The 7,022-nt window shown below is 44.0% G+C and carries 7 protein-coding genes; all 7 read right to left on the bottom strand.

Annotated elements, in window-relative coordinates; genetic code table 11:
• A partial coding sequence (locus HZC12_09620; protein ID MBI5026961.1) for an aconitate hydratase occupies positions 1-774 on the bottom strand: 774 nt, incomplete at its 3' end.
• 233 nt (positions 775-1,007) lie between these two features.
• Complete coding sequence (locus tag HZC12_09615; protein ID MBI5026960.1) at positions 1,008-1,442, bottom strand: NUDIX hydrolase; 435 nt, start codon at positions 1,440-1,442, stop codon at positions 1,008-1,010.
• Positions 1,443-1,453: 11 nt separating this feature from the next.
• Positions 1,454-2,548 carry an RIP metalloprotease RseP gene (gene rseP, locus HZC12_09610; GenBank protein MBI5026959.1) on the bottom strand — a complete coding sequence of 365 codons (1,095 nt, stop codon included), beginning with the start codon at positions 2,546-2,548 and terminating at the stop codon, positions 1,454-1,456.
• Position 2,549: 1 nt separating this feature from the next.
• Positions 2,550-3,701 carry a 1-deoxy-D-xylulose-5-phosphate reductoisomerase gene (locus tag HZC12_09605; protein ID MBI5026958.1) on the bottom strand — a complete coding sequence of 384 codons (1,152 nt, stop codon included), beginning with the start codon at positions 3,699-3,701 and terminating at the stop codon, positions 2,550-2,552.
• Entirely contained in the window at positions 3,698-4,480 is a 783-nt protein-coding gene (locus HZC12_09600) for a phosphatidate cytidylyltransferase (GenBank protein ID MBI5026957.1), read from the bottom strand. The genes HZC12_09605 and HZC12_09600 overlap by 4 nt, the downstream gene beginning before the upstream one ends.
• On the bottom strand, positions 4,480-5,244 hold the full coding sequence (gene uppS / locus HZC12_09595; protein MBI5026956.1) for a di-trans,poly-cis-decaprenylcistransferase: 765 nt from the start codon (positions 5,242-5,244) through the stop codon (positions 4,480-4,482). Before uppS ends, HZC12_09600 begins: the two co-directional genes overlap by 1 nt.
• Before the next feature lie 105 nt (positions 5,245-5,349).
• Positions 5,350-7,022, bottom strand: a 1,673-nt coding sequence (locus tag HZC12_09590) for a VCBS repeat-containing protein (GenBank protein MBI5026955.1), incomplete at its 5' end; no start/stop codon positions are given.

The raw sequence follows: 7,022 nt of genomic DNA, 5'->3' as shown, positions 1-7,022 counted from the left end.
GTCTATATCGATTTCTTCATCATAGGAAGAATGGCGTTCAGCATGGAGGGGGCTCCAGTCTTTTTTTCTGCCCTGCGCCTTTAAAAAGGCCTTTGTCTGCTCATCTGAAGGGAATACTGATGTGGTTGCTCCGAGTTCAGCACCCATGTTTGCAATTGTTGCCCTTTCAGGGACTGTTAGATTATTTAAGCCAATTCCGCTGTATTCAAATATCTTACCAACACCACCTTTTACACTCAGCCTTCTAAGAAGCTCAAGAATTATGTCTTTTGCACTAACCCATGGAGAGAGGCTTCCCTCTAAATTCACGCGGACAATTCTCGGCATTATCATCCAGAAGGGCTCGCCGGCCATGGCCATTGCCACATCGAGACCGCCTGCACCAATAGCCAGCATACCCACGGCTCCAGCATTGGGTGTATGGCTGTCTGAGCCGAGCAGGGTTACACCAGGCTTTGCAAATCTTTCAAGGTGCACCTGATGGCTGATACCATTGCCTGGCCTGGAAAAATAAACCCCATACTTAGAAGCTATGCTCTGCAGGAATCTGTGATCGTCTGCATTTTCAAAGCCTGTTTGAAGGGTATTGTGATCCACATAACTAACAGATAAAGTCTTTACCTCTGGTATGCACATGGCCTCAAATTCAAGGTACGCCATAGTGCCTGTTGCATCCTGGGTAAGGGTCTGCTCTATAGATATTGCAATCTCTTCTCCTCGTATCATGGCTCCTGATACGAGATGGGAGGATATTAGTTTTTCGGCTACATTCATATCCAAACTCTTACTTATCACTTTCCACTTCCCATCAGGCTGTTGAAAAACTGAGTTTTGGTGTCATCTTAACGACTCTAAGATTTCGCGCCGAGTTTACCCCGCACCATTGTGGTGCTGGGTTTACCCTGACACGAAGTGTCATTTCGAGTGTAACGAAAAATCTTAAGATTCCTCACTTCGTTCGGAATGACAGAAAGCGAAGGGCTCGAAATGACAGAAAAGAGGCTTTTTCAACAGGCTGTCATGTGTTTGATTATCATCTCCTTAGCCTTCCGCAGTATTTCCCTATCGCCTTTATAAGATAAAACCTGTTCTGCTTCCTCTATTGGGAACCATTTTGCATCATCCACTTCCATGTCATGATCTTCCGTGTTTCCACTCAGGTATTTCATCAAAAAAAAGTGGACAGTCTTATGATACTTTATATTCTCGTTTTTCAGAAAGTACCAGTAAGAAATATCCCCTATCTTGTCGATGACTTCTCCCACAAGGCCTGTCTCTTCTTCTACTTCTCTGAGGGCGGTTGCCCGTGGTTCTTCGCCTTTATCTACAAGCCCTTTTGGGAGACACCAGACAGTCTTATCCTTTACTGCCACGAGCGCAACATTGACGCTGCCGTCGCTGAATTTGAAGATAACTCCACCTGAAGAAATCTGTCTCTTTATAGAGGCTGGCCTCAAAACATTTTCCCGGTTATCAATCTCAAGATATCGTTATATATGGCTAAGGTCATAATGGCGATTATTATTGCAAAGCCAATTTTTTGTGCCAGAAGGATGGTCTTTTCTTTAAGGGGCCTTTTCCTTATCGCCTCAATGGAAAGAAACATCAAGTGTCCCCCATCAAGAATCGGGATTGGAAAGAGGTTTAAGATGCCGAGGTTTATACTTATAAATGCCATAAATTTCAGATACAGCAAGATACTTATAGATGCGGCTTCTCCTGATTGTTTTATAATTGTTATAGGCCCGCCTATGGTTTTAGGAGAGATCGCCCCTGTCACTATTTCTTTTATCGCTCTCAAGACCAGGATACTCGTCTTATAAATGGCCTCGATTCCTTTTATCGGAGCATTTAAGGCATTCTCGGATGTTATACTGTGGAAAGGGTTTTTAGATTTAACTATGCCTATTTTCCCGACAAATATCTCTTGACCTTTAATGTCAATCTCTTTAACAGGTTCAGGTGTAATACCAATCATTAAGAGCTTGCCATTTCGTTCTATCTCGATTTTTATTTTTTTCCCAGGATGTTCTCTGATAATACTGATCAGGTCAAACCATGTGTCTATTGTTTTATCATTGATCGTTTTAATTTTATCTCCGACTTTGAGCCCTGACCTTTCGGCAGGGGAGCCTTCTACGACTTCATCAATTGCTGGCGTAATAGCATCTAAGTTGGGGATATTTACAGGTAACCCATATGCAAGGAAGAAGACAAAGATAACATATGCTAAGAGCACATTAGATAAAGATCCCGCCACGACAATCGCCATCCTTTTCCATACAGGCTGGTAGTTATATGCCCTCGCTTTATCTTCCTCTTTTAATTCTTCTCCAGGGGTCTCTCCAAGCATTTTTACATAGCCGCCGAGGGGTATGGCTGAAATCATGTAATCTGTTTCACCGATCTTCTTTCCGATCAGTCTCAGGCCAAAGCCGAGGGAAAACTTCTGGACAGAAACCCCCATCAGCTTTGCAATTATAAAATGCCCGAGTTCATGGACAAAAATAAGGATGCCCAGAAGCACTATGGCTGAGAGAACCGTCATGTTAATTTAATATCTCCATAATTTCTTTTGCCTTTTCTTTTGCCCATCCTGCAGCTTCTAAAACATTTTTAATACTAACACACTTTTCTGGATTATGGGAATTCATCGTGTCAGCAATGACAGTGGCGATCTCCTTTAAGCTTATCTTTTTATTCAAAAAAGCCTCTACAGCAACTTCGTTGGCAGCATTAAGCACAGATGGCATGGTGCCACCAACTTTTAAGGCTTTATAGGCAAGGGAAAGGCACGGGAATTTCTCATTATCAGGCTTCTCAAAAGTAAGCTCCCTCACTTTCAAGAGATTAAGGGGAGGCAGGACCTTATCGAGTCGCTGTGGATATGAGAGTGCATAGCATATCGGCCCCTTCATATCAGGGACAGACATCTGGGCCAGGATGCTTCCGTCAATAAATTCAACCATAGAATGCACTATGCTCTGCGGATGAAGAATGACCTCTATCCTCTCTGCCGGGATTCCAAACAGATAGTGAGCCTCGATTACCTCCAAACCCTTGTTCATTAAAGTAGCTGAGTCTATTGTAATCTTTCTTCCCATTGGCCAGTTGGGATGTTTTAATGCCTCCTCAGGTGTAACTGTTTTGAGGTCAGAGGCAGACAGCCTGATAAACGGGCCTCCTGATGCTGTCAGCATAAGTTTTTGAACTTCTTCTATCCTTCTGCCGTTAAGGCACTGAAATATGGCACTGTGTTCACTGTCAACAGGTATGAGCATAACTCCCATCTTTGATACCGCATCCATGATTAAAGGCCCTGCCATCACCAGCGCCTCTTTGTTGGCAAGGGCTATGTCGTTACCGGCATTAATTGCCGCAAAGGTCGGCAGCATCCCGGCAGAACCGGTGATTGCTGATACGACCATATCAGCCTCATCAAGTGCTGCAACCTCAATTAATCCTTCAATGCCTGAGGAAATCTTGACTGACAAATGCTTTTTCTTTAACTCTGATGCAGCAGATTCATCAAAGACTGCCACAGCCCTGGGCTTGTAGGCGATTATTTGAGACTCGAGTAGCCTTGTGTTGCCTCTGGCAGTAAGGCCAACAACTTGAAATTTATCGGGGTGGCGGCTAATTACCTCAAGGGTGCTCTGCCCGATAGAGCCTGTTGAACCCAGGATAGAAATCTTTTTCAAAGGATCCTCAATAAATAGTAAAGGACCGGGCCTGCTATGATAATGGAATCGAGTTTATCGAGCATGCCTCCATGCCCTGGAATTAAATTGCTCGAGTCTTTTACACCAGCATCCCGTTTAAACATTGATTCCAGTAAATCACCTGCTATTGCCGAGGCCCCTAAAATTATACCAATAAATGCAGCGTTAATTCCTGTTATTGCCATGGATGGAAAAAGGCCTTTTATAATTATGGAACCTAAAAGACCTCCAATGAGGCTACCGATTGCCCCTTCTATTGTCTTATTCGGGCTTACTGACGTATAGAGTTTGTGCTTCCCGATACTGCTGCCGATATAAAAGGCCAGGCTGTCTGAAAGCCAGACAGAGGCAAAAAGCAGGAGGATGTATTCCTTTCCACGGGCTATAAGTGGAAACATGAAGCTTAAAAGACAGGGGATGTAGAGAAGCCCCAGGACTAATGTCCCTGCATCTTTCATTGCACCTGCGGGCGTCCTTATTACGAGGAGCCTTAAGAGCAATAAAGCAAAGACAAATATAAAGAGGGCATCTTTAAAATAAGCTGGCAGGAAATGGGCTGTATAAAAGAGTATTCCACCTGAAAGCACGCCTGGAATAGATAGCGCTGCTGGCAGCCGGTACATGAGGTAGAACTCGTACAGGGCAATAATGCCCACACAGAAGATAAGGACAAAAAAGTATATAGAAGGCAGATAACTGATATAGAGATAGAATAACGGTAGAACGATTATTGCGATTAAGAGCCTTTTGAGATGCATTATTTTTCTCTCAAAGGCAGGGCTCCGAATCGCCTGTTTCTCCGCTGGTAATCGAGGATAGCAGCTATAAATTCTTCCCTTCCGAAGTCAGGCCAGAGGGTTTCTGTAAAATACAACTCTGAGTAGGCAGATTGCCAGAGGAGGAAATTGCTCAGCCGCATTTCTCCGCTTGTGCGTATTATCATGTCCGGCTCAGGGATGCCACTTGTGTAAAGGTGTCTTTCAAAGGTGCTTGTGTCAACGCTTTCTGGTTTCACTCCGTCGCCGAGCATGCGTATTACTGCCTTTAATATTTCTTCCCTTCCACTGTAACTTAATGCGCTGATGAGTAAAAGCCCTGTGTTATGTGCTGTTGCGGCCTCGAGCTCTCTTAAGAGATTCTGGATGCCAGAAGGAAGTTTTTCAATTTCTCCGATTGACCTGAATACCACATTGTCTTTTACAAGCCTTTTCATTTCTGCCCTGAGATAAAATTCAAGTAAGCCCATCAGGGCGTTAATCTCCTGCTCTGGCCGCTGCCAGTTTTCCATTGAAAAGACATAGAGGGTAAGGGCTTTAAGGTTTAGCTCCATAGAGGCGTCTATTATTTCCCTGACCCTTTTCACACCTACCCTGTGCCCCTCAATTCGTGGAAGCCCCCTGAGTTCAGCCCAGCGGCCATTGCCGTCCATTATTATTGCTATGTGTTCTGGATTCATTTTAGTTTTTATCATCAGGACTTCGCTCCTCCTATTAATAAAAATTTTCGACCCCAGATTATGCATTAAGAAAACCACAGAGGCACAGAGACACAGAGTTTTTAAAATCTATTTTTATTTTTTATCATTTCTCAGTGTCTCAGTGTCTCTGTGGTTAACGCTTTTTTGAGTTTATTTCCCTGAAAGACGGTAATAGTAAAGCGTTCTGCTGGCAAAGGCATCGCCATGGAGGACTTTCGAGGCTTTTGATAAAAAGCCGGGCTTGCTGGCAAGGAAGAGGGCTCCGCCTTCGACCCAGCAATCTGTTACCATACCGTCGATGCCCCTTAATATTAAGCTTTCATCCATTATGCCACCGTCCCACCATAACGAGTATACTTCCGCCCCTTTGTATCCAAACCCCCTCATCATAGAGATAAACGGGATATTTTTTACGACAATGGCCTCCTGTCCCCGCTCTGTTTTGACAGTTATAATTCTGCCTTTCACATACCATTTTTTTATGGGTTGTTCTACTCTCATAGTTTGTCTTTCAAAGAAAATCTCATACCCGCCATACGTCTCTTTGCTTCTCCATATCCTGCCGCCACGGTCATAGAGATTTAAATAACCATCATCATCGAGGGCGAGGACTTGCGGCTTGCCCTTTCCCTGCCAGTCCACATAAACAAAGCCATAAATATCAATTTTAGCAGGAAGGTCAATGGGCTTGCCAGGCTTATAAGCGCCATTTTCCCATATTCCTTTATATACAGGTCCGAAGAATGCATCGTATTTGCTGAACTCCTGCATCAGAAGCGATTCCCCCATTACCCTGAAGAAGTATGGTGCTTTATCCCACAGCTTTCTGTAACCTTCTGCCGGGTCGTATTCTAAAACGTAAGAGTTCATTGTAGCATCTCCCCTGGGGGTTGTATCATCTTCCCTCAGGATTGTAGCACCTCCCCTGAGGGATGTGACAAATATCTCTGCTCTTCCATTACCGTTGAGGTCGAGTATGTCGATTGAAAGGTGCTCTTCTGAAGCAACGCCTTTTACATGCCATATCTCTTTCAGCTCGTCTTCATAGGTATAAATCCTTATATCTTTGCCATCGCTTATAACAAGCTCTTTTTTGCCATTGCCGTCAACATCTCCCATTGCAATAAGGCGGCCGCCTGAAATTTCATGGCTCCTCCATGGCTCTCCCTTTGCTGAGCTCAGGAAAGGGATTTCTTCTTTAGTTTTAAGCTCTTTTGCAATGGCAGGGCCGACAACAGATTCAAGTTCTGCAAAGACCCTGGTGTCTTCAACCCAGAATAATTTTGCCTTTATAGACATGGTTTCTTTGCTGGAGGGCGTTGAAAATATGAGAAATGCCTCTGCACCGAGGCTTTTGGCAACACTGCTTAAATCTTTCGGGTCATAGGACCTTACATAAGACTCCAGGATATCAAAACGCCTTGATTCTTTCAGAGAGTTGTAAAATACTTCGGATAGTGCCCAGTCTGCATCCTTTTCCTGAAAGAATGCGAGTTTTATCCTCGAAGAGGTTATTCTTATCTTATCGCCATTCAGAGGTGTGCCTGAGACTGCTATAGCTATGGATGAATCTTCAAGAACCTCTTTTATTTGCAGCCTCCCAATAAATTTTTCGGTTTTACCTATCAGCTCTTTTGTAACAGGATGGTAAAAAGGTTCGCCTTCCCTGAAAACTGTAAATCTCATTCCTTGCTTTATGCCATGGTTTTTCCCGAGGTTTACTCTGAAAGGGCCGTTGTCCGAGCCTGTTATCCGCCCCTCAAAGGGCTTGAAATATGAAAGCACACCATCCCTGACCGCGTATACAGGGTTTTCTCCCTTGC

It is taken from the genome of Nitrospirota bacterium (genome assembly GCA_016214385.1).
GTDB lineage: Bacteria > Nitrospirota > Thermodesulfovibrionia > UBA6902 > JACROP01 > JACROP01.
Note: the sequence above shows the minus strand (reverse complement) of the source record. Positions and strands in the feature narration are given on the sequence as shown.

Bases quoted from the DNA above. Each gene is read 5' to 3' on its own strand.
- uppS (MBI5026956.1), bottom strand. From the start codon at position 5,244: ATGCATAATCTGGGGTCGAAAATTTTTATTAATAGGAGGAGCGAAGTC.
- HZC12_09600 (MBI5026957.1), bottom strand. From the start codon at position 4,480: ATGCATCTCAAAAGGCTCTTAATCGCAATAATCGTTCTACCGTTATTC.
- rseP (MBI5026959.1), bottom strand. From the start codon at position 2,548: ATGACGGTTCTCTCAGCCATAGTGCTTCTGGGCATCCTTATTTTTGTC.